This window comes from Aeromicrobium erythreum, from assembly GCF_001509405.1.
Classification (GTDB): Bacteria; Actinomycetota; Actinomycetes; order Propionibacteriales; family Nocardioidaceae; genus Aeromicrobium; species Aeromicrobium erythreum.
Genome location: NZ_CP011502.1, coordinates 1,797,494 through 1,818,882 on the forward strand (window position 1 = coordinate 1,797,494; position 21,389 = coordinate 1,818,882).

Consider the following 21,389-nt stretch of genomic DNA (forward strand, 5'->3'; position numbering starts at 1 on the left):
GCTGTCGACGGGGGTCGATCGCTGATGCGCGTACCCGTCGAGTGGCTGCGCTCCGTCGTGGAGCTGCCGGCCGAGGCGACCACCGAGGAGATCGCCGACCGGCTGACGATGTACGACCTCAAGCTCGAGGAGATCGTCGGCGGCGGCATCACCGGCCCGCTCACGGTCGGCCGCGTGCTGGCCGTCCAGCCGGAGGAGCAGAAGAACGGCAAGACCATCAACTGGTGCCGTGTCGACGTCGGGCCACAGCGCAACGAGCCGTCGGTGCCCGACGCGCCGGGCGACGACGTGCCGTCGCGCGGGATCGTCTGCGGTGCACACAACTTCGGCGTCGGCGACCTCGTGGTCGTGTCGCTGCCCGGCACGCACCTGCCCGAGCTGGGCTTCGAGATCGGCTCGCGCAAGACCTACGGCCACGTCTCCGACGGCATGATCTGCTCCACCCGCGAGCTCGGCCTCCCCGACGACGAGACCAGCGCCGCGGGGATCCTCGTGCTCGAGCCGGGTTCCGCGACGCCGGGCGACGACGCGGTCACGGTCCTGGGCCTCGGTGACCAGACGCTCGACCTCGAGGTCAACCCCGACCGCGCCTACGCGCTCAGCCTGCGCGGCGTCGGGCGCGACGCCGCGCTCGCGTTCGACGTCCCCTTCACCGATCCCGCCGACCGCCCGGTCCCGTCGGCCGACACGCCCGCCTACCCGGTGCGCGTCGAGGACCCCGACGGGTGCCCGGTGTTCACGGCCCTGGTCGTCTCGGGCGTCGACCCCACGGCGCCGACGCCCGCCTGGATGGCCCGACGGATCACCGACGCGGGCATGCGGTCGATCTCGCTCACCGTCGACGTCTCCAACTACGTCATGCTCGAGCTCGGTCAGCCGAACCACTGCTACGACCGCGACCGCCTGCAGGGCGACGTCGTCGTCCGCCGGGCGCGCGAGGGAGAGCGGCTGACGACCCTCGACGACGTCGACCGCGCCCTCACGCCCGACGACCTCGTCATCGCCGACGACTCCGGACCGATCGGTCTGGCTGGCGTGATGGGTGGTGCGTCGACCGAGATCAGCGACACGAGCACCTCGGTCGTCGTCGAGGCCGCGTACTGGGACCCGGTGACGATCTTCCGCGCCGTCAAGCGTCACCGGCTGCCCTCGGAGGCGGCCAAGCGCTACGAGCGCGGCGTCGACCCCGAGCTGGCGCTGGTGGGCGCGGCCCGCGTGGCCGAGCTGCTGGTCGAGCTGGGCGGAGGCACCCTCGAGCCGGGCGCGACCGTGGTGGGCGAGGCGCCGGCCCGCGCCGCCGTGCGCGTGCCGGTCGACCTCCCGGCGCGGATCAGCGGTGTGCCGATCGCGCCCGAGCAGGCCCAGCGCACGTTCGAGCGCAACGGCTGCACGGTCGAGCGCGACGGTGACGTCTTCGTCGTCACGCCGCCGAGCTGGCGCTTCGACCTGAACGATCCCTACGACTTCGTCGAGGAGGCGCTGCGCACGGCCGGGTACGACCAGGTGCCGTCGGTGCTGCCGACGCCCACGGGCGGGCGGGGTCTCACCCGCCACCAGGAGCTGCGGCGTCGCGTCGGGCACGTGCTCGCCGGCGCGGGTCTCGTCGAGGTCACGACCCTGCCCTTCGCAGGACCGGCCGACCTCGACCGCCTCGGCATCGACGCCGACGACGTCCGCCGCCGGCAGGTGCTGCTCGCCAATCCGTTGTCGACCGAGGAGCCGGGTCTCACCACGACCCTGCTCGTGGGGCTGCTGCGGGCCGCGTCGCTGAACGTCGGCCGCGGCCACGAGTCGGTCCAGGTCAGCGAGGTCGGACGCGTGTTCCTCGCGCGCGAGGGTGCGCCGGAGGCCCCGATCTACGGCACCGACCGCCGCCCGACGCCCGAGGAGCTCGCGGCGCTCGACGCCGCCCTGCCGCACCAGCCGTTCCACGCGGGCTGGGTGCTGGTGGGGGAGCGCGAGCGGTCGGGCTGGGACGGTGCCGGTCGCCCGGTGGCGTGGTCCGACGCGGTCGCGGTCGCGCGCCGGCTGGCCGACGTCCTGCACGTCGAGCTGACGGTCGAGCAGGCCGCCACCGCCCCGTTCCACCAGGGTCGGTGCGCCGCGCTGGTGCTGGACGGCACGGTCGTCGGGCACGCGGGCGAGCTGCACCCGACCGTGCTGAAGGAGCACGGCCTCCCGCCGCGCTCGGTGGCCGGCGAGCTCGACCTCGACGCGCTGCTCGCGGCCTCGCCCGCGATCGGCCCCCGGCCCGACTTCTCGACCTACCCGGTCGCGAAGGAGGACCTCGCGTTCCTCGTCGACACGTCCGTCACCGCCGAGTCGCTGCGCGCGGCACTGGCGTCGGCCCACGCCGCGGTCGAGTCGGTGCGCCTCTTCGACGTCTACACGGGCGCGCCCGTGCCGGATGGCCAGAAGTCGCTCGCCTTCGCCGTCCGCCTGCGCGCCCCCGACCGCACCCTGAAGGACACCGAGATCGCCGAGGCGCGCGCCGCCCTCGTCGCCGCCGGCGAGGCGCTGGGGGGCGTGCTGCGCTGAGTCGGGGCGGCTGGTCCCTGCTGGTGCGCTGCCGCAGGGGGTCTGGGCTTGCTGGTGCGCTGCCTGCGGGGGTCTCGTCCTGCTGGTGCGCTGCCTCGGCTGGCGCTGTGTCTGGTCCCCGAAAGGGCCTCGACCGGCGGCGGGCCTGGGGCTGGCTCGGGGTCTCGGGGTCTGGTCTGGGCTCGTGGGTGACGCAGGATTCGTCGTTTCTGCGTTCTGGGGCCAAGATTCTGCGTTTGCGCGTTCTATCGGTGGATCTGCAACCGCAGGAGCGCTTCTGCGGTTGAGAATCCACCGATGGCGGGCTGAGCGGCGGAAGGATTCATCCTTCGCGTGGAACGGTCCACACCAAGGAAGAATCGTTCGTCACCCCAACGCAAAGTGCACCCAAGATTCTTCATTCACGCGTGCGAGGCCGCACGCCTCTGCGTTAGCGACGGGATCCCGTAGGAAACGCAGAAACCTCAGCCTTCAACGCACGAACGCAGCATCGTGCGTCCACCCCAGCACCAACCCGCAGCCCGAGACCCCAGACCAGCGCGGTGCCAGCCGCCCGATCGAGGCCCTTTCGGAGGCCAACCTCAGCGAAGGCCGCGGCAGCGCAGCGGTACGACGAGAGCCACGACGGCAGCGCAGCAGCACGACGCGACCCCCGCAGGAAGCGCAGCAGCAGGCCAAGACACCCCCGCACTGCAAGACCTTGCAGGCGTGTGCAAGACTGTGAGCATGTCCAAGGTCCTCACCTCCCTGCCCGTCGGCGAGCGCGTCGGCATCGCCTTCTCCGGAGGGCTCGACACGTCCGTGGCCGTCGCGTGGATGCGCGACAAGGGCGCGGTGCCCTGCACGTACACGGCCGACATCGGCCAGTACGACGAGCCGGACATCTCCGGCATCCCGGGTCGGGCGATGCAGTACGGCGCCGAGCTGGCCCGCGCGATCGACATCAAGACCCCGCTGGTGGAGGAAGGCCTGGCCGCCCTCGCATGCGGCGCCTTCCACATCAAGTCGGCCGGGCGCACCTACTTCAACACGACGCCGCTCGGGCGGGCCGTCACCGGCACGCTGCTCGTGCGTGCCATGCACGAGGACGGCGTCGACATCTGGGGCGACGGCTCCACGTTCAAGGGCAACGACATCGAGCGGTTCTACCGCTACGGCCTGCTCGCCAACCCGGCGCTTCGCATCTACAAGCCGTGGCTCGACGCCGACTTCGTCAGCGAGCTCGGCGGGCGGACCGAGATGAGCCAGTGGCTCACCGAGCGCGACCTGCCCTACCGCGACAGCCAGGAGAAGGCGTACTCCACCGACGCGAACATCTGGGGCGCCACCCACGAGGCGAAGACGCTCGAGCACCTCGACGTCTCCCTCGAGACCGTCGAGCCGATCATGGGCGTGAAGTTCTGGGACCCGTCGGTCGACATCGACACCGAGGACGTGACCATCACGTTCGAGGCCGGACGGCCGGTCGCGATCGACGGCACCCGCTTCGACGACCCGGTCGCGCTCGTGCACGCCGCCAACACGATCGGCGGACGCCACGGTCTCGGCATGTCCGACCAGATCGAGAACCGCATCATCGAGGCCAAGAGCCGCGGCATCTACGAGGCGCCGGGCATGGCCCTGCTGCACATCGCCTACGAGCGGCTCGTGAACGCCGTCCACAACGAGGACACGATCGCCAACTTCCACGCCCACGGACGTCGGCTCGGCCGGCTCATGTACGAGGGCCGCTGGCTCGACCCGCAGGCGATGATGCTGCGTGAGTCCGTCGAGCGCTGGATCGCCTCGCTCGTCACCGGCAGCGTCACGCTCCGGCTGCGGCGCGGCGAGGACTACTCGATCCTCGACACGCAGGGCGAGAACTTCTCCTACCACCCCGACAAGCTGTCGATGGAGCGCACCGACAACGCCGTGTTCGGCCCGACCGACCGGATCGGCCAGCTGACGATGCGCAACCTCGACATCGCCGACTCGCGCGCCAAGCTCGAGATGTACGCCGGCCAGCCCCTCGATCAGGGCCAGGTCCTCGTCGAGAACGGCACGCTCTTCGGCGAGCTGCCCGCCGGCGGAGCCCTGCGCATCGAGGCCAACCCGGCCGCCGCGACCGAGACGGAGCAGGCGCTCGACGCCGCCGCGATGGAGCTCGGCACCGACTGAGCACCGACGTCGGGGCGCCGACGTCCCACCCCTTCCCGACCCGACCTGACAAGGTGGACCGATGACGACCTACACCGCTGCCGTCGCCGGCGCGAGCGGCTACGCCGGGGGCGAGGTGCTGAGGCTCCTCGGCGCGCACCCCGACGTGACGATCGGCGCCGTCACCGCGGCGTCCTCCGCGGGCTCGCGCCTGGGCGAGCACCAGCCGCACCTCGTGGACCTCGCCGACCGCGTGATCCAGCCGACCGACGCGTCGACCCTCGCCGGTCACGACGTCGTCTTCCTCGGCCTGCCCCACGGCGAGTCCGGACGCATCGCTGCCGAGCTCGGTGACGACGTGCTCGTCATCGACTGCGGCGCCGACCACCGGCTGGAGAGCGCCGAGGACTGGACGACGTTCTACGGCAGCGAGCACGCAGGCACCTGGCCCTACGGACTGCCCGAGCTGTTCGTGGGCGAGAGCCGTCAGCGCGACGCCCTCGCCGGCGTCAAGCGGATCGCGGTCCCGGGCTGCAACGTCACCGCCGTGACGCTCGGCTTGCAGCCGGCGATCGCGGCCGGTGTCGTCGCGCCCGACGACCTCGTCGCCGTGCTCGCCAACGGGTTCTCCGGTGCCGGCAAGGCGCCGAAGACGCACCTGCTCGCCTCCGAGGGCCTCGGCGCCGCGTCGCCGTACGGCGTCGGCGGCGTGCACCGCCACGTGCCCGAGATCATCCAGAACCTCACCAAGGCCGGAGGAGAGGACGTCACCATCTCCTTCACGCCCACGCTCGTGCCCATGGCTCGCGGCATCCTCGCGACCGCCACCGCGCGCCTCGCCGACGGCGTCGACGCAGCGCGCGTGCGCAGCGTCTACGAGCAGGCGTACGGGGGACCCGGCGAGGGCGAGCCGTTCGTCCACCTGCTGCCGGAGGGCCAGTGGCCGACGACGGCCGCGACGCTCGGCGCCAACACGGCCCAGCTCCAGGTCGCCGTCGACTCGGCCGCCGGACGCCTCGTGGTCACCACCGTGATCGACAACCTCGTCAAGGGCACCGCCGGTGGCGCGATCCAGTCCATGAACCTCGCCCTCGGCCTCCCGGAGACCACGGGCCTCACCACCACGGGAGTGGCGCCATGACGGTCACCGCAGCACAGGGCTTCCGCGCCGCCGGTGTCGCCGCCGGCCTGAAGTCGACCGGCGCGCCCGACGTCGCGCTCGTCGTCAACGACGGTCCGTCGTCGGCCGCGGCGGCGGTCTTCACCAGCAACCGGTGCCGGGCCAACCCGGTCCTCTGGAGCGCCGAGGCGATCAAGACCGGCTCGGCGCGGGCGGTCGTGCTGAACTCCGGCGGCGCCAACTGCTACACGGGCGCCGAGGGCTTCCAGCTGACCCATGCCACCGCCGAGCTCGTCGGCGAGCTCCTCTCCGGCGGGGGTTCCGAGCCGCGGGCGGAAGAGGAGCCCGGCGGGGGTTCCGGGCCGCGGGCGGAAGAGGAGCCCGGCGGGGGTTCCGGGCCGCGGGCGGAAGAGGAGCCCGGCGGGGGTTCCGGGCCGCGGGCGGAAGAGGAGCCCGGCGGGGGTTCCGGGCCGCGGGCGGAAGAGGAGATTGCCGCGATCGACGTGCAGGTCTGCTCGACCGGCCTGATCGGTCTGCTGAACGATCGCGACGACCTGCTCGCCGGCGTCCGGGCGGCGCACGCGGCGCTGTCTGACGACGGGGGAGCAGCGGCGGCGGCGGCCATCATGACGACCGACACCGTCCCGAAGCAGTCGGTCGCCGAGGGCACCGACTCCGCAGGGCGGGCGTTCACGGTGGGCGGCATGGCGAAGGGTGCCGGCATGCTGGCCCCTGCGCTGGCCACGATGCTCGTGGTCGTCACGACCGACGCCGACGTCGACGCGGCCACGCTCGACGCGGCGCTGCGCCGGGCGACCCGTGTGACGTTCGACCGGCTCGACTCCGACGGCTGCCAGTCGACCAACGACACCGTGCTGCTCATGGCGAGCGGGGCTTCCGGCGCCACCCCGTCGGTCGACGAGCTGGCCGAGCACCTGACGACGGTCTGCCACGACCTCGCCCTGCAGCTGCTCGCCGACGCCGAGGGCGCCGACCACGAGATCTCGATCGAGGTCCGCGGCGCGGCGAGCGAGGACGACGCGGTCGAGGTCGCCCGCTCCGTGGCCCGGAGCAACCTGTTCAAGGCCGCCGTGTTCGGCAAGGACCCCAACTGGGGTCGCGTGCTGGCCTCGGTCGGCACGACGTCGGCGACGTTCGACCCCGCCGACCTCGACGTCGCGCTCAACGGCGTGTGGGTGTGCCGCGACAGCGGTCCCGGCGAGCCGGCGACGAGCGTCTCGCTGGAGGACCGCGCGGTCTCCGTGACCATCGACCTGAAGTCGGGGCCGGAGACGGCGACCGTCTGGACGAACGACCTGACCCACGCCTACGTTCACGAGAACTCCGCCTACTCCTCCTGAGGACCCCCGATGACGGACGACGACACCTTCGGCACCCCTGACCCGGGCCACACGCGCGAGCAGTGGGCCGAGCACACCGAGAAGGCGGCCACGCTGGCCGGCGCGCTCCCGTGGCTGAAGCGCTACCACGACAAGGTCGTGGTGGTGAAGTACGGCGGCAACGCGATGACCGACGAGTCGCTGAAGCAGGCGTTCGCCGAGGACATCGTCTTCCTGCGCCTGGCGGGCTTCAAGCCGGTCGTGGTGCACGGTGGCGGACCCCAGATCAGCGCGATGCTCGACCGGCTCGGCATCGAGTCGGAGTTCCGCGGCGGGCTGCGCGTCACGACCCCCGAGGCCGTCGACGTCGTCCGCATGGTGCTCACCGGCCAGGTCGGCCGTGAGCTCGTCGGTCTGCTGAACCGGCACGGAGCCCTCGCCGTCGGCCTGTCGGGCGAGGACGCCGGCCTGTTCACGGCGACCACTACGCGACCCGTCATCGACGGCGTCGAGACCGACATCGGCCTCGTCGGCGAGGTCACCCAGGTGCGCCCCGAGGCCGTCCAGGACCTCATCGACGCCGGCCGCATCCCGGTCGTCTCGACGATCGCGCCCGACGCGTCCGGGCAGGTGCACAACGTGAACGCCGACACGGCGGCGTCGGCGCTCGCCGTCGCGCTCGGCGCGGAGAAGCTGCTGGTGCTGACCGACGTCGAGGGGCTGTACCGCGACTGGCCCGACAGCACCGACGTGATCGGCGAGATCGCCCCGGAGGCGCTGCGCGAGATCCTCCCGACGCTGGCGTCGGGCATGATCCCGAAGATGCAGGCCTGCCTCGAGGCGGTCGAGGGCGGGGTGCGCGGTGCGACCGTCGTCGACGGCCGCGAGCCGCACGCCGTGCTGCTGGAGATCTTCACCGACGAGGGCGTCGGCACGCAGGTGCTGCCCGGCGTCGAGACCCGCATCCGTACCGCGCTGTACGCCACGAGCGCACCGAAGGAGACGTCGTGACCACGTCCGACCAGCCCACCCGCGCCACCCTGCCCTGCGCCGCGCAGGGTCGTCCCGAGAGCGGCGAGCAGTGGACCGAGCGCTACCGCGGCGCGGTCATGAACACCTTCGGCGACCCCCAGCGCGTGCTGGTGCGCGGTGAGGGGAGCACGGTCTGGGACGTCGACGGCAACCACTACCTCGACCTCCTGGCCGGGATCGCGGTCAACGCGCTGGGCCACGCGCACCCGGCCGTCGTGCAGGCGGTCACCGAGCAGCTCGGGACCCTCGGGCACGTGTCGAACTTCTTCACCACCGAGCCGCAGGTCCGGCTGGCCGAGCGGCTCGCCGCCCTGCTCGACCCAGGTTCGGACGAGGGGGCCGACGTGCCCGTGCGCACGTTCTTCGCGAACTCCGGCACCGAGGCCAACGAGGCGGCGTTCAAGGCCACCCGGCGCACGGGTCGCACGACGGTCGTCGTCGCCGAGGGAAGCTTCCACGGACGTTCGATGGGCGCGCTCGCCCTGACGTCGAAGGCGGCGTACCGCGAGCCGTTCGAGCCGCTGCCGGGCGACGTGCGCTGGGTCCCGTACGGCGACGCCGACGCGCTGACCGCGGCGGTCGACGACACGGTCGCGGCCGTGCTGCTCGAGCCCATCCAGGGCGAGGCTGGCGTGGTCGTGCCGCCGGAGGGCTACCTGGCCCGGGCCCGCGCGATCACCCGCGAGCACGGCGCCCTGCTCTGGATCGACGAGGTCCAGACCGGCGTCGGGCGCACCGGCGCCTGGTTCGCGTTCCAGGAGTCCGGGGTCGTGCTCGACCTGGTGACGCTGGCCAAGGGTCTCGGCGGCGGGTTCCCCGTCGGCGCGTGCATCGGCATCGGCGACGCCGCGACCCTGCTCGGTCCCGGCAACCACGGCACGACCTTCGGCGGCAACCCGGTGGCCTGCGCGGCGGCGCTCGCGGTGCTCGACACGATCGAGTCCGACGGCCTGCTCGCCCAGGCCACGACCCGCGGTGACCAGCTCGCGTCCGCACTGGCCGCGCACCCCCGGGTGGCCGAGGTCACCGGACGTGGCCTCATGTTGGGCGTCGTGCTCACGGACCCCCGTGCGGCCGACGTGCAGAAGGCCGCGCTCGACGCCGGGCTCGTCCTCAACGCACCGACGCCCGACCGCCTGCGCATCGTCCCGCCGCTCGTGCTCACCGAGGCCGAGGCGGCGCACGCCACCACCACGCTCTCCGCGGTGATCTCGGAGGTGCTCGCATGACCGCCACGGCCACCGTGCGGCACCTGCTGCGCGACGACGACCTCAGCCCGGCGGAGCAGGCCGAGGTGCTCGACCTGGCGTTGCGGATGAAGGCCGAGCCGTTCGCCTTCCGTCCGCTCGAGGGTCCGCGCTCCGTGGCGGTCGTCTTCGACAAGTCGTCCACGCGCACGCGGGTGTCGTTCTCCGTCGGCGTCGCCCAGCTCGGCGGGCACTGCGTCATCCTCGACGCCGCGACCACCCAGGCCGGCCGCGGCGAGCCGGTGGCCGACACGGCCCGCGTGCTCGGCCGCATGGTCGACGCCGTCGTCTGGCGCACCTACGCACAGGCCGACCTGGAGGAGATGGCGCGGCACGCCGGCGTGCCCGTGGTCAACGCGCTCAGCGACGACTTCCACCCCTGCCAGCTGCTGGCCGACTGGCTGACGGTGCGCGAGCACAAGGGCACGCTGGCCGGCCTGACCGTCGCCTTCGTGGGGGACGGCGCCAACAACATGGCGCACTCCTACGTCCTCGGCGGCGCGGTCGCGGGGATGCACGTGCGGGTCGGAGCACCCGAGGGTTATGCCCCCGCCGGCCACGTGGTCGCCGACGCCGAGAAGGTCGCCGCTGGTACCGGTGGATCCGTGACCGTCACCGACGACCCGGTCGAGGCGGTGCGCGGTGCCGACGTCGTCATCACCGACACGTGGGTCTCGATGGGCCAGGAGGCCGAGAAGGCCGAGCGGATCGCCACCTTCGGCCCGTACGCCGTGACCGGTGCGCTGCTGCAGCACGCCGCGAAGGACGCGATCGTGCTGCACTGCCTGCCCGCCTACCGGGGCCTGGAGATCGCCGAGGACGTGCTCGAGGGACCGCGCAGCGTCGTCTGGGACGAGGCGGAGAACCGCCTGCACGCCCAGAAGGCCCTGCTCGCGTTCCTGCTGGAGCGCTCGTGAGCATCCCCGACACCAAGCGCGCGCGCCAGCGGCTCATCATCGAGCTGCTGGGCCGCACGCCGGTGCGCTCGCAGGGCGAGCTGGCGGCGCTGCTGCAGGAGCAGGGCGTCACCGCGACCGCCTCGACGGTCTCGCGTGACCTCGTGGAGCTCGACGCCGTGCGCGTGCGCAACCCCGACGGCGCGCTGGTCTACGCCGTGCCCGGCGAGGGCGGCGACCGCACGCCCCGCGCCGCGCAGGACAGCGCCGCCTCGCAGCAGCGGCTGACCCGTCTGCTGCGCGAGCTGCTGGTCTCGGCCGAGTCGTCGGCCAACCTCGTCGTGCTGCGCACCCCGCCCGGCGCCGCCCAGTTCCTGGCCTCGGCCATCGACCACACGGGCGCCGTCGAGGTGCTGGGCACCATCGCCGGCGACGACACCGTCATGATGATCTGTCGTGACCCCGAGGGCGGCGCGACCGTCGCCGCCCGTCTGACCGAGCTCGCCGAGCTCCCCACCGACACCCGATCCACCAGCGAGGGACCCGCATGACCGAGCAGAGCCCGTCCGACGTCCCCTCGGGCACCCAGAACGACACCCCGGGCGACTCCCGTCTCTGGGGCGGTCGCTTCGCGGGCGGTCCGTCGCCGGAGCTGACGGAGCTGTCGCGCTCGACCCACTTCGACTGGCGGCTCGCGCCCTACGACCTGCAGGGCTCCCGTGCGCACGCCCAGGTGCTGCACACCGCCGGCCTGCTGACCGACGACGACCTGGTCGCGATGCTCGCGGGCATCGACGCGCTCGACGCCGATGTCGCCTCCGGCGCCTTCACGGCGCAGCCGGGCGACGAGGACGTGCACTCGGCCCTCGAGCGTGGGCTGATGGAGCGTCTCGGCCCCGACCTCGGCGGTCGGCTGCGCGCGGGCCGGTCGCGCAACGACCAGGTCGCCACCCTGTTCACGATGTACCTGCGCGAGCACGCCGCACGCATCGGCGAGCTGCTACGCGCGCTCGTCGGTGCTCTCGCCGACCAGGCGGAGCGTCACCTGGGCGCACCGATGCCGGGGCGCACGCACCTGCAGCACGCCCAGCCGGTGCTCCTGTCGCACCACCTCCTCGCGCACGCCTGGCCGCTCGTGCGCGACCTCGACCGGCTCGCCGACTGGGACGCGCGCGTCGCCGGCGGGTCGCCGTACGGCTCGGGCGCGCTGGCCGGCTCCTCGCTCGGTCTCGACCCGGAGAAGGTCGCCGCGTCGCTCGGCTTCACGGGCTCGACGCCGAACTCGATCGACGGCACGGCGTCGCGTGACGTCGTGGCCGAGCTGGCGTTCGTGCTCGCCCAGGTCGGGGTCGACGTGTCACGTCTGGCGGAGGAGATCATCCTCTGGAACACCAAGGAGTTCGACTTCGTCACGCTCGACGACGGGTACTCCACGGGCTCGAGCATCATGCCGCAGAAGAAGAACCCCGACATCGCCGAGCTGGCCCGCGGCAAGGCCGGGCGACTGATCGGCAACCTGTCCGGCCTGCTGGCCACCCTGAAGGCCCTCCCGCTGGCCTACAACCGCGACCTGCAGGAGGACAAGGAGCCGGTCTTCGACTCCGTCGACACGCTCGAGGTGCTGCTGCCGGCGTTCACCGGCATGGTGCGCACGCTCACCTTCCACACCGAGCGCATGGCAGCGCTGGCGCCGCAGGGCTTCGCGCTCGCCACCGACGTGGCCGAGTGGCTCGTGCGCCAGGGCGTGCCCTTCCGCGTGGCGCACGAGGTCTCCGGCGCCTGCGTGCAGGTCTGCGAGCAGCGCGGCATCGAGCTGTGGGACCTCTCCGACGACGACTTCGCGGCCATCTCGCCGCACCTGACGCCCGACGTCCGCAGCGTGCTGTCGGTCGAGGGCTCCATCGCCTCGCGCGACGGGCGCGGCGGCACCGCGCAGGTCCGGGTGGCCGAGCAGCTCGCCGAGGTGCGGGCGCGGGCGGCGTCGTGAGCGGGCCGGTGTTCCGGACGACCCGCTGGCGCACCGGGTACCGCGTCGACGACGTCGACGACTTCCTCGCCGACGTGCTGCCGCGCGTGACGGACCGTCCCGACCCGGCCCTGGCCGAGCGCATCGTGCAAGCGAGGTTCGCCACCGTGCACCTCGGCGCGGGCTACGACATGAGCGACGTCGACGCCTACCTCGACGACCTCGTGGGCCGCGTCGGCGGCCCGCCTGCCCCTGGAGCGTGACGGACGCCTCGGCACCGGAGCGCGCCGTGTTCACGGCTCGTTCACGCGGTCTTGGCATCATGCGCGGGTGCTCGAGAACGTCGACGTCCCTGCCACGTTCCTGCGTTCGGGCCGGGCGGCACCCGCGCGCACCCTCGTCGAGGTGCTGGAGGCCACCGCCCGGGACCACGCCGAGGAGCCGGCGCTCGCCTGCGGCGACGTCGTCCTGACCTACGACACCCTGCTCGAGACGGCGTCGGCGCTGGCCGACGAGCTCGGTGCCGTCGGCGTCGGTCGCGGCGCCCGCGTTGGGGTGCGGGTGTCCTCGGGCAGCACCGACCTGCACGTCGCGATCCTGGGCGTCCTGCTCGCCGGTGCCGCCTACGTGCCGATCGACGTCGACGACCCGGAGGAGCGAGCAGCGACCGTGCTGCGCGAGGCCCAGGCCGACGCGGTCGTGACCGACGGCCTCGTGGTGCGACGCCTGCGCGACGACGTGCGCGGCTCGGGCAGCGTGGAGCCGCCGACCCTCGACGACGACGCCTGGATCATCTTCACGTCGGGCTCCACCGGGACGCCCAAGGGCGTGGCCGTCACGCACCGCTCCGCGGCGGCGTTCGTGGACGCCGAGGCGGTGCTCTTCTGCCAGGACGCACCTCTCGGTCCCGGCGACCGCGTGATGGCCGGGCTCAGCGTGGCCTTCGACGCCTCCTGCGAGGAGATGTGGCTGGCGTGGCGGCACGGCGCCTGCCTCGTGCCTGCACCGCGCTCGCTCGTCCGCAGTGGCGCGGACCTCGCGCCGTGGCTCGTCGCGAACGACGTCACGGTCGTCTCGACCGTGCCGACGCTGGTCTCGCTGTGGCCCGCGCAGGCGCTCGACGCGGTGCGGCTGCTGATCCTCGGCGGCGAGGCCTGCCCGCCGGAGATCGGCGACCGGTTCGCCACCGCCGACCGTGAGGTGTGGAACACGTACGGGCCCACCGAGGCGACCGTGGTCGCCTGCGGCGCGCAGCTGCGGCCCGGCGAGCCGGTCCGCATCGGCCTGCCGCTCGAGGGCTGGGACCTCGCGGTGGTCGATGACGACGAACGCCCTGTCGGGCCGGGGGAGACCGGTCAGCTGGTGATCGGCGGTGTCGGCCTCGCGCGGTACCTGGACGCCGAGAAGGACGCCGCGACCTACGCCCCGATGCCCTCGCTCGGGTGGGACCGCGCCTACCGCAGCGGCGACCGCGTCGTGCTCGACGAGGCGGGTCTGCTGTTCGCCGGGCGTGCCGACGACCAGGTGAAGATCGGCGGACGACGCATCGAGCTCGGTGAGGTCGACAGCGCCCTGCTCGCCCTGCCCGGCGTCGAGGCGGCAGCCGCGTCCGTGCGTCGGTCCGAGGCGGGCAACAGCGTCCTGGTCGGCTACGTCGTGACCGACGGGACGCTGGACGCGAGGAGTGCGCGCGCGACCCTGCGCGAGCGCCTGCCCGCGGCCGCGGTGCCTCGCATCGCGGTCGTCGAGACCATCCCGGTCCGCACGTCGGGCAAGGTCGACCGCGACGCCCTGCCGTGGCCGCTCGAGACCGGCACCGAGGCGTCGCTCGACGGCACCGCCGCGCTGGTCGCCGACGCGTGGGCGCGCATCCTGGGCTCGGCCGTCGGCGGGCCGGCCGACGACTTCTTCGAAGCCGGTGGCTCGAGCCTCACCGCGGCGCAGCTCGTGGCTCGGCTGCGGGAGACGCACCCGGAGGTGACGGTCGCCGACGTCTACGAGGCGCCCACGGTGGGTGCGCTCGCGGCTCGTCTCGACACGCTCACCACCCCGGCCGTCGTCGACGTCCGCGAGGTGCGGCCGGTGCCCCGCCGGTCGAGCCTGGTCCAGCTGGTCCTGCTCCTGCCGCTGCGCGCGGTCGGCGGGCTGGTCTGGGTGGCCTGGACGATGCTCGCGGTGCAGGCGCTGGCCGTCGCCACGGACTGGTCGTGGCTCCCGGGACCCGGATGGACGGCGACCGTGGTCGCGGCGGTGCTGCTGCTCCCGCCCGTCCGGGCTGCCGCGGCCGCGGGTGGCGTGCGGCTGCTCCTGCGTCGGCTGACGCCCGGCACCTACCCGCGCGGCGGGTCGACGCACCTGCGGCTGTGGGCGGCCGAGCGCCTGGTCGAGGAGCTCCGCGTGGGCACGCTCGCCAGCGTCGGCGTGCTGACCGTCTTCGCGCGGATGCTCGGCGCGAAGGTGGGTGCGGGAGTCGACCTGCACGCGCTGCCCTCTCTCACCGGCATGCTGACCCTCGGCCGCGGGTCCACGGTCGAGCCCGAGGCAGACCTCTCGGGCTGGTGGGTCGACGGCGACCGTCTCGTCGTGGGGCCGGTCCGGGTACGGGCCGAGGCTCGCGTCGGCGTCCGCAGCACGCTCGGTCCCGGAGTCGTGGTCGGTCGTCGCGCCGAGGTCGGCGCAGGGTCGACGGTGCTGGGCGACGTGGCCGACGACAGCTTCGCCGCCGGAGCCCCCGCGACGCGCGTCGGTGAGGCGCGTGGCCCGGCCGAGCTCGAGCCGGCACCGCGCCGTCGCGGTTGGCCCACGGTCTACGCGGTGACGGGTCTCGTGCTGTCGGCGCTCCCGGCGCTCGCGGTCGGGCTCGTGTCCGCGGCGTCGCTCGGCGCGGCCCTGGCGCTCGGTGTCGACCCGCAATCACCCGCCGACCTCGCGCTGCTGCTGGTTGCGCTCCTGCCCGTCCTCGTGGTCGGGTCCCTGCTGGTCCTCGCCGGGCTGGTGTGGTCGGTCGTCCGGGGTGCGTCGACCGGCGTGGCGGCCGGGGTGCACCCCGTGCACGGCCGCGCGGCGTGGTCGGCCTGGACGGTGCTGCGCGTCCTCGACAGCGCCCGCGAGTGGCTGTTCCCGCTGTACTCCAGCAGCCTCACGCCGACGTGGCTCCGCGCGCTCGGCGCCGACGTCGGGGCCGACGTGGAGGCGTCGACCGTGCTCCTGCTGCCGAGCCTCACGTCGGTCGGCGACGGCGCCTTCCTCGCCGACGACACGATGCTCGGCATGTACGAGCTCGGTGGCGGGTGGCTGCGGGTCGAGCGCGTGAAGGTGGGGCGTCGGGCCTTCGTCGGCAACTCGGGCATGGCAGCGCCCGGCCGCAAGGTGCCGGCGCGCGGGCTGGTCGCGGTGCTGTCGGCGGCACCCCGTCGCGCGAAGGCGACCAAGGGGTCGTCGTGGCTGGGGAGCCCGCCCACGAGGCTCCGCCGCGCCGCCGGCGAGGTCGACGAGGCCCGCACCTACGAGCCGGGACGACGGCTCAGGGTGGCGCGCGCGGCGCTCGAGGCCTGCCGCGTGCTCGCCGTCGGTGTAGCGGCCCTCCTCGTCCTGGCCGTCGCCGGCAGCATCGTCACGGTCGCGGACCGTGCGGGGTGGTGGGTCGCGGCGCTCGTCGCCGGCCCGGTCCTGCTCGCCGCCGGCGTCGTGGGGGCGCTCGTCGCGACTGCGGCCAAGTGGGTCCTCGTCGGTCGGGTCAGGGCCGAGGAGCACCCGCTCTGGAGCAGCTTCGTGTGGCGCAACGAGCTCGCCGACACCTTCGTCGAGGTGGTGGCCGCCCCCTGGTTCTGCCGCTGGGCGCTGGGCACGCCGCTGCTGCCGCTGTGGCTGCGCAGCCTCGGGGCGCGCGTCGGCCGGGGGGTCTGGTGCGAGACGTACTGGTGGCCCGAGCCCGACCTCGTGACCGTGGGCGACGGCGCGACCGTCAACCGGGGGTGCGTGGTGCAGACGCACCTCTTCCATGATCGGATACTCAGCATGGACGAGGTCAGGCTGGACGCGGGGGCGACGCTCGGTCCGCACGGCGTCGTGCTGCCGGCCGCACGCATCGGCAGGCACGCGCGAGTCGGCCCCGGGTCGCTGGTGATGCGCGGCGAGCACGTGCCCGACGGCACCAGCTGGGTCGGCAACCCCATCGGACCTTGGACCGACGCGACGGCGCCCGCGTGAGCCGGGCCGCGTCCGTCGACGAGCGCTACGTCCCGCACCACGGCGACCCGTCGTACACCGTCACACGCTACGACCTCGTCGTCGACTACGTCCCCGAGTCCAACCGGCTCACCGGCACCGCGACCCTCGGCGTGCGTGCGCTCGAGCCGCTGCGGAAGGTCCGTCTGGACCTCAACGACCTGCGGGTGCAGAAGCTCCTCGTCGACGGCGCCCGCGCGAAGTACCGGCAGCAGCGCGCGTCCGTGAGCGTCGAGCTGGGTCGGGAGCTGGCGGAGGGCGAGGAGGCCGAGATCATGGTCGCCTACGGCGGCCGCCCGCACCCGATGCGCGGACCCGACGGCGACGCAGGCTGGGAGGAGCTCGAGGAGGGCGCGATCGTCGCCTCGCAGCCCCACGGCGCGCCGTCGTGGTTCCCGTGCAACGACCTGCCGTCCGCGAAGGCGCCGTTCCGGCTGGAGCTCTCGGTGCCGCAGGCGTTCACCGTCGTCGGCAACGGCGTGCCCGGCGAGCGGCGACGCACCGCGGGACGGGTCGTGCAGGTCTTCGACCAGCCCGAGCCGATGGCCACCTACCTCGCGACCGTGCACGTGGGCGACTTCGTCGAGGAGCAGCAGGCGACGTCGCCGGTGCCCGTCGGCTTCGTCGCGCCTGGCAGCCTGCGGGAGCAGGCCCAAGATGCCCTGGCCGACCAGCCCGCCATGGTCGCCTTCTTCGACCGGGTCTTCGGCCCGTACCCGTTCCAGCGGTACCTGGCGGTCGTCACCCCCGACGATCTCGAGATCCCGCTCGAGGCGCAGGGGCTCTCGATCTTCGGACCGAACCTCCTGCACGACGGGTGGGACGCGCAGCGACTGATCGCGCACGAGCTGGCCCACCAGTGGTTCGGCAACAGCGTGACGCTGCGGCATTGGAACGACATCTGGCTGCACGAGGGCTTCGCCTGCTACGCCGAGTGGCTGTGGTCGGAGGAGTCCGGCCGCGAGAGCGCCGACGAGCGCGCGCGCCACCACCACGCGAAGCTGCAGGCGAAGGACCAGGACCTGCTGCTCGCCGACCCCGGCCCCGACCTGATGTTCGACGACCGGGTCTACAAGCGCGGCGCCCTCACGTTGCACGCGCTGCGCCGCCGGGTCGGCGACGACGCCTTCTTCACGGTGCTGCGGACCTGGACCGACCGCTTCCGCCACGCCAACGCCGACACGGCCGACCTGGAGCGCGTCGTCGCGGACGTCGCGGGGGAGCAGACCGACCTCTTCGACCAGTGGGTGAGGGCGACCGCGGTCCCGGACCTGCCGTGACGTCGGACGACGACGTCGCCGCGCGGGCCGTGGCGCTGCTCGGCCGTGAGCTGCGCGGTCACGGGGTGACCGTGCGGATCACCGAGGTCGAGGCGTACGGCGGGATCCTCGACCCGGCGTCGCACGCGTACACGCGGACGCCGCGCTCGGAGATCATGTACGGCCCGCCCTGGCGCCTCTACGTGTACCGCTCGTACGGCATCCACTGGTGCGCGAACGTCGTGACCGGCCCGACCGAGCAGGCAGCGGCCGTGCTGGTGCGGGCCGGACGCGTCGTGGACGGACTCGACCTCGCCCGGGAGCGTCGCGGCGACGTCGCCGACACCCGCCTCGCCCGGGGCCCGGGGAACCTCGCGCAGGCCCTCGGCATCTCCGCGACCGACCTCGGCACCGACCTCCTCGACCCCACCGGCGTCCACCTCGGCCCCGGACCGACCGACGAGCCCGACGTCGCCAGCGGCCCCCGGGTCGGCGTCGCGCAGGCCGCCGACATCCCGTGGCGGTTCTGGATCGCCGGCGACCCCACCGTCTCGGCGTACCGGCGGTCGCCGCGCGCGCCGCGGGGGTAGGGGTTCTCGACCTGCTGGTGCGCTGCCGCAGGGGGTCTCCGCTTGCTGGTGCGCTGCCGCAGGGTGTCTTGACCTGCTGGTGCGCTGCTGAAGGGGGTCTGGGCTTGCTGGTGCGCTGCCTCGGCCCTCGCTGGGGCTGGTCTCCGCAAGGGCCTCGACCGGGCGGCTGGCGGCGGCGCTCATCTGGGGTCTCGGGCTGCGGGTTGGTGCTGGGTAGGAAGCAAGATTCTGCGTTGGCGACGGGATCCCGGCGTGAACGTCGAAGCGTTCGGCCTCGCACGCGTGGATGAAGAATCGTGGGTGCCCTTTGCGTTGGGGGGACGCGAGATTCTCCTCTCGTGGCACGGTCCACGAGAAGGAAGCATCGTTGCCACGTCTGACCCCGTCGGCGGTGGATCTGCCACCTGGAGAGCGCTCAGAAGGTGGCAGATCCACCGCCCGGACGCGCACACGAAGAACCGTGGCCCCAGAACGCAGAAACGAAGAATCGTGCGTCACCCACAGGCCCAAGCCAGACCCCGAGACCCGAAGACACCCCAGGCCCGCTGCCGGTCGAGGCCCTTTCGGAGACCAGCCCCAGCACCAGCCGCAGGCAACGCACCATCAAGGCGAGACCCCCGCAGCCAACGCGCCAGCAACCCCACGCCCCCGCAGGCAGCGCACCCGCAGGGCCCAGCCCACCACGCAAGCACACGAAACCCCGTCGAATCCATCGTGCACGATGTACCATCGGAGGATGAGCACTCCCACGGTGTCCGACCTGCTCTGCTTCGACCTGTACTCGACGTCGCGCCAGATGACGGCGGCGTACCGGCCGCTGCTGGACGAGCACGACCTGACGTACCCGCAGTACCTCGTGCTGCTGGCGCTGTGGGAGCAGGACGGGCAGAGCGTGAAGGAGCTCGCGGCGCGGCTGCGGCTCGACTACGGCACCCTGTCGCCGCTGGTGAAACGACTCGAGGCGCACGGGCGGGTCACGCGGGCGCGGAACCCGCAGGACGAGCGCTCGACCCTCGTCACGCTGACGCCGGCCGGCGCCGCGCTGCGACCGCTGGCCGACCGGCTCTACGAGCACGCCGCCGACGTCCTCGAGATGGACGACGCCGACCTGGCCACCCTGCGCCGCCTGATCGGCACGGTCCGCGACCGCCTGGCCGCCGCACCCATCGACTGACGACGCCCGCCGGCCCCGACCCGCGCTGCCGCGGCCTCCACCGGCACGGCAGGATGGACGCGTGAGCGACCTCGCCGCCGACCCGTCCGTCCTGTCCGACGCCGACCTCGCGGTCCGCTTGGTCACCGAGGCCGTCGCGCTGGCCGCCCGCATGCGCGAGGGCTCCGACCTCGACGTGCGCAGCAAGACGTCGGTCTCCGACGTCGTCACCGCCGCCGACCACGCCGCGGAGGCGCTCGTCGTCGACATGCTGCGACGTCTGCGTCCCGAGGACGGCCTGCTGGGGGAGGAGGGCACCGACGAGCCCGGCATCTCCGGCCGCCGCTGGGTGATCGACCCGGTCGACGGCACCTACAACTTCGCGAGCGGGTCCGACTACTGGTGCTCCGCCGTGGCCCTGCTCGACGGCGACACGCTGGTGCTGGGCGCGGTGGCCCACGCCCGCGACGGCGTGCTCGTGGGCGGGCCCGACCTGCCGACCACGTGGAACGGGTCCGTCGTCGAGCCCGTGCGCGACGTCGACGTGACCACCGTGGGTGCCGCCACCTACCTCCACCCCGGGAACGTCTCCGACGCCCACGTGCGCGAGCCGTTCCTGCGGGCCGCCGCCCTGCCGGCGACGCTGCGCATGCACGGCTCGGGATCGATGGACCTCGTGGGCGTCGTCACCGGACGGCTCGGCGCCTGGTTCCAGCACAGCACCCCGGCCTGGGACTGGCTGCCGGGCGCGGCCCTCGTGCGCGGTGCGGGCGGAGCCGCCGAGCAGGTCGACGTCGCCGGGCTGCGCTGGTCGCTCGCCGGTGGACCGCAGGCCGTCGCCGCGCTGCGCGAGGCGCTCGAGGACGACGCGTGAGCACCGCCCTCGGTGCGGTCGCGGTCTTCTGCGGCTCCAGCCACGGCACGAGCCCGGCGTACGCCGCGGCAGCCGAGCACGTCGGACGCACGCTCGCCGAGCGGGGCATCACCGTCGTCTACGGCGGCGGTCGTGTGGGGCTCATGGGCACCGTGGCCGACGCCGCGCTCGCGGCAGGTGGCACCGTCGTGGGCGTCATCCCGCGGTCGCTGCACGACCGCGAGCTCGCCCACACCGGCTGCACCGAGCTGCACGTGGTCGACACGATGCACGAGCGGAAGGCGCTCATGGCCGACCTCGCCGACGCGTTCCTCGCCCTCCCGGGCGGCGCCGGCACTCTCGAGGAGGTCGCCGAGCAGTGGACGTGGGCGCAGCTCACGATCCACGCGAAGCGGTCCGGGTTCCTCGACGTGGAGGGCTTCTGGTCGCCGATGCGGGCCGTGCTCGACCGCATGGTCGTGGACGGGTTCGTGCGGGAGGCGCAGCAGCACATCGTCACCATCGACCCCGACCTCGACACGCTGCTCGACGTGCTCGCGTCGGCGCCGACGTGGACCGACAAGTGGGGCGGCGCGCTGCCGTCGCCCACCCCGTGAGCCGACCGTGACCGCGCGTCCGGTCATCGAGGTCGTCGCGGCGCTCGCCACCCGCGCGGACGGTCGCACGCTGCTCGTGCGCAAGCGCGGGACCACGCTGTTCATGAACCCGGGCGGGAAGCCCGAGGCGGGGGAGTCCCACGTCGAGGCGCTGGTGCGAGAGCTGGCCGAGGAGCTCGGTCTGCTGGTCGACCCGGCCCGGCTCGCGCCGCTCGGCACCATCCGCACCGTCGCCGCGAACGAGGCAGGACACGACCTCCTGGCGCACTGCTTCGCCCTGCGGCTCGACGACCCGACCCACCAGGTGGCCGCGGAGATCGAGGAGGCCCGCTGGGTCGACCCGCACGCCCCCGACGTCGCCCTGGCGCCGCTCGCGGCCGAGCACCTGCTGCCGCTGCTCGCCCGCCGCTGACCA

Annotated in this window: 17 protein-coding genes; all 17 read left to right on the forward strand. The window is 73.5% G+C overall.

The window, feature by feature from the left end:
* Positions 1-24 precede the first annotated feature (24 nt).
* The 17 genes from pheT to Aeryth_RS08535 all read left to right on the forward strand — a co-directional run bounded on the left by pheT (position 25) and on the right by Aeryth_RS08535 (position 21,386).
* Positions 25-2,538, forward strand: a complete 2,514-nt coding sequence (gene pheT / locus Aeryth_RS08455) for a phenylalanine--tRNA ligase subunit beta (protein WP_067857202.1) — start codon at positions 25-27, stop codon at positions 2,536-2,538.
* 726 nt (positions 2,539-3,264) lie between these two features.
* A complete protein-coding gene (gene argG, locus Aeryth_RS08460) occupies positions 3,265-4,695 on the forward strand; it encodes an argininosuccinate synthase (protein ID WP_067857205.1) in 1,431 nt (476 codons plus the stop codon).
* A 61-nt stretch (positions 4,696-4,756) separates the two neighbouring features.
* Entirely contained in the window at positions 4,757-5,815 is a 1,059-nt protein-coding gene (gene argC, locus Aeryth_RS08465) for an N-acetyl-gamma-glutamyl-phosphate reductase (RefSeq protein ID WP_067857212.1), read from the forward strand.
* Positions 5,812-7,155, forward strand: a complete 1,344-nt coding sequence (locus Aeryth_RS08470; protein ID WP_067857214.1) for a bifunctional glutamate N-acetyltransferase/amino-acid acetyltransferase — start codon at positions 5,812-5,814, stop codon at positions 7,153-7,155. The genes argC and Aeryth_RS08470 overlap by 4 nt, the downstream gene beginning before the upstream one ends.
* A 9-nt stretch (positions 7,156-7,164) precedes the next feature.
* Positions 7,165-8,145, forward strand: coding sequence for an acetylglutamate kinase (gene argB, locus Aeryth_RS08475; protein ID WP_067857216.1), 981 nt, complete (start codon positions 7,165-7,167; stop codon positions 8,143-8,145).
* Positions 8,146-8,174: 29 nt separating this feature from the next.
* Complete coding sequence (locus tag Aeryth_RS08480) at positions 8,175-9,395, forward strand: acetylornithine transaminase (protein ID WP_067861512.1); 1,221 nt, start codon at positions 8,175-8,177, stop codon at positions 9,393-9,395.
* Positions 9,392-10,330: an ornithine carbamoyltransferase gene (gene argF, locus Aeryth_RS08485; protein ID WP_067857218.1), complete on the forward strand. Its 939-nt coding sequence runs from the start codon at positions 9,392-9,394 to the stop codon at positions 10,328-10,330. Before Aeryth_RS08480 ends, argF begins: the two co-directional genes overlap by 4 nt.
* Positions 10,327-10,860 (forward strand): arginine repressor, encoded by a 534-nt coding sequence (locus tag Aeryth_RS08490; protein ID WP_193786282.1) that lies wholly within the window; start codon positions 10,327-10,329, stop codon positions 10,858-10,860. Before argF ends, Aeryth_RS08490 begins: the two co-directional genes overlap by 4 nt.
* Positions 10,857-12,296, forward strand: a complete 1,440-nt coding sequence (argH, locus tag Aeryth_RS08495) for an argininosuccinate lyase (protein WP_067857232.1) — start codon at positions 10,857-10,859, stop codon at positions 12,294-12,296. The genes Aeryth_RS08490 and argH overlap by 4 nt, the downstream gene beginning before the upstream one ends.
* A complete protein-coding gene (locus Aeryth_RS08500; RefSeq protein WP_067857236.1) occupies positions 12,293-12,538 on the forward strand; it encodes a DivIVA domain-containing protein in 246 nt (81 codons plus the stop codon). Before argH ends, Aeryth_RS08500 begins: the two co-directional genes overlap by 4 nt.
* Positions 12,539-12,605: 67 nt before the next feature.
* A complete protein-coding gene (locus Aeryth_RS08505; RefSeq protein WP_067857239.1) occupies positions 12,606-16,484 on the forward strand; it encodes a Pls/PosA family non-ribosomal peptide synthetase in 3,879 nt (1,292 codons plus the stop codon).
* Positions 16,457-17,782 (forward strand): M1 family metallopeptidase, encoded by a 1,326-nt coding sequence (locus Aeryth_RS08510; RefSeq protein ID WP_067857242.1) that lies wholly within the window; start codon positions 16,457-16,459, stop codon positions 17,780-17,782. Before Aeryth_RS08505 ends, Aeryth_RS08510 begins: the two co-directional genes overlap by 28 nt.
* A complete protein-coding gene (locus Aeryth_RS08515; RefSeq protein ID WP_067861516.1) occupies positions 17,779-18,351 on the forward strand; it encodes a DNA-3-methyladenine glycosylase in 573 nt (190 codons plus the stop codon). The genes Aeryth_RS08510 and Aeryth_RS08515 overlap by 4 nt, the downstream gene beginning before the upstream one ends.
* A gap of 736 nt (positions 18,352-19,087) precedes the next feature.
* Positions 19,088-19,525, forward strand: coding sequence for a MarR family winged helix-turn-helix transcriptional regulator (locus tag Aeryth_RS08520; protein WP_083516357.1), 438 nt, complete (start codon positions 19,088-19,090; stop codon positions 19,523-19,525).
* 61 nt (positions 19,526-19,586) lie between these two features.
* Positions 19,587-20,378, forward strand: coding sequence for an inositol monophosphatase family protein (locus Aeryth_RS08525; protein WP_067857246.1), 792 nt, complete (start codon positions 19,587-19,589; stop codon positions 20,376-20,378).
* A complete protein-coding gene (locus tag Aeryth_RS08530; RefSeq protein ID WP_067857248.1) occupies positions 20,375-20,974 on the forward strand; it encodes an LOG family protein in 600 nt (199 codons plus the stop codon). The genes Aeryth_RS08525 and Aeryth_RS08530 overlap by 4 nt, the downstream gene beginning before the upstream one ends.
* Before the next feature lie 7 nt (positions 20,975-20,981).
* On the forward strand, positions 20,982-21,386 hold the full coding sequence (locus tag Aeryth_RS08535; protein ID WP_067857250.1) for an NUDIX hydrolase: 405 nt from the start codon (positions 20,982-20,984) through the stop codon (positions 21,384-21,386).
* The last annotated feature ends 3 nt before the right edge of the window (positions 21,387-21,389 follow it).